The sequence below is a fragment of the Neoroseomonas rubea genome, from assembly GCF_016106015.1.
Taxonomy (GTDB): Bacteria; Pseudomonadota; Alphaproteobacteria; order Acetobacterales; family Acetobacteraceae; genus Neoroseomonas; species Neoroseomonas rubea.
In genome coordinates, this window is record NZ_JACADQ010000580.1 from 1 (window position 1) to 1,397 (window position 1,397).

Consider the following 1,397-nt stretch of genomic DNA (forward strand, 5'->3'; position numbering starts at 1 on the left):
GGCGCCTATGGGCGGACCAAGCTCGCGGGGGCCAGGGCGGCGCCGGCGAGGATGGCGGGGGCCGCGAGCAGGGCGCGGCGGGGGGCGTCGAAGGTCGGCATCTGTCTCTCCCCGGCAAGATGCGGGGATGAGGTGGCGCGCGGCCCGCCGGCTTTCCACCCCCGCGCCTTGCCGCGCGGCGGGGCCGCACCCATGCTCCCCGTCGGATATCTGGCCCAAGGAGCCTGCCATGGACACCGCCCCCGCGACCGCTGGCCGGCTCGAGATCGTCTCCGACGCCATCTGCCCCTGGTGCTGGATCGGCAAGGCACAGCTGGACGCGGCGCTGGCGCTGCTGGCCGAGGAAGGGCTCGCCTTCGAGCTGGGCTGGCTGCCCTTCCAGCTGAACCCCGACATGCCGGCCGAAGGCGTGGATCGCCGCGCCTACCGGACGGAGAAGTTCGGATCGTGGGAGAGATCGCTCGAGCTGGATGCGCGGGTGGCCGATGCGGGGCGCGCAGCGGGGCTCTCCTTCCGCCACGACCTGATGGCGCGCACGCCGAACACGGTGGAGGCGCATCGGCTGGTCAGGCTCGCGGGCCCGGCGCAGCACGCCGTGGTGGAACGGCTGTTCCGCGCGTACTTCCAGGAAGGCCGGGATATCGGCGATGCGGCGACGCTGGCGGCGCTCGGCGCCGAGGCGGGCATGGCTGAGGAAGGGCTTGCCATATTCCGGGACGGCGAGACGGCGCGGGAGGAGGTGATGGCGGAGTCCCTCGGCCTGTCGCAGGCGGGGATCTCGGGCGTGCCGTCCTTCCTGCTCGACCGCCACTTTCTGTTCTCGGGCGCGATGCCGGCGGAGCGGATGGGGGACGGGCTCAGGCGGGCGGTCGCGATCCTGCGCGCGCGCGCGGCGTAGCGCGCGGGGGGTTCAGGCGCCGCCGGCCCAGAGCGCGATCTCGGCCGCGGCCCAGGCCAGGGCGAGGAAGCTCGTGAAGTCGCGCATGGCGCGACGCACCACCCGCCGGCGCGGCGTGGCCGGCACGAAGCGGACAGGAACGGGACAGGGCGGGATGACCAGGGACGGGTCGTCTGCGGTGCGCGTGCTCATGGGACGAATAAGAACAAAACACGAACATCAATGCAAGCCCCTGTGAAATGCTTCCGGCATCCCGCGTCCGCGCCCTTGTGCCCGGCGGCCCGCGCACCCGAAGATGCAGGTGACAACAAGGGACGGGCGCCCATGGCCGATACCCCCGAGACCCGCCTCGCGCGGCGGCTTCTGATCATCCGCGCGGCGGTCGCGGGCGGCGCTGCCGTCCCGGCTGGCGCATTCGCGCAAGGCACCAAGGGCGAACCGGGCGGCGCGCCCACGCCGGGCCCGGCTCCGACCCCGGCCCCGGGCATCGTGCCGCGAC

2 protein-coding genes are annotated in these 1,397 nt (G+C 73.8%); one reads left to right on the forward strand and one right to left on the reverse strand.

Annotated features, from left to right (window positions below):
• Nucleotides 1-229 precede the first annotated feature (229 nt).
• The gene (locus HW577_RS25030; RefSeq protein ID WP_198378800.1) at nt 230-898 is read left to right on the forward strand and encodes a DsbA family oxidoreductase; all 669 of its coding nucleotides are present in this window, start codon (nt 230-232) and stop codon (nt 896-898) included.
• Nucleotides 899-910: 12 nt separating this feature from the next.
• On the opposite strand, the gene HW577_RS25035 is transcribed toward HW577_RS25030, so the two are convergent.
• On the reverse strand, nt 911-1,090 hold the full coding sequence (locus HW577_RS25035) for a hypothetical protein (protein WP_198378801.1): 180 nt from the start codon (nt 1,088-1,090) through the stop codon (nt 911-913).
• Between the last annotated feature and the right edge of the window lie 307 nt (nt 1,091-1,397).

Coding starts and splice junctions, on each gene's coding strand:
- HW577_RS25030 (WP_198378800.1), top strand. CDS start 230: ATGGACACCGCCCCCGCGACCGCTGGCCGGCTCGAGATCGTCTCCGAC.
- HW577_RS25035 (WP_198378801.1), bottom strand. CDS start 1,090: ATGAGCACGCGCACCGCAGACGACCCGTCCCTGGTCATCCCGCCCTGT.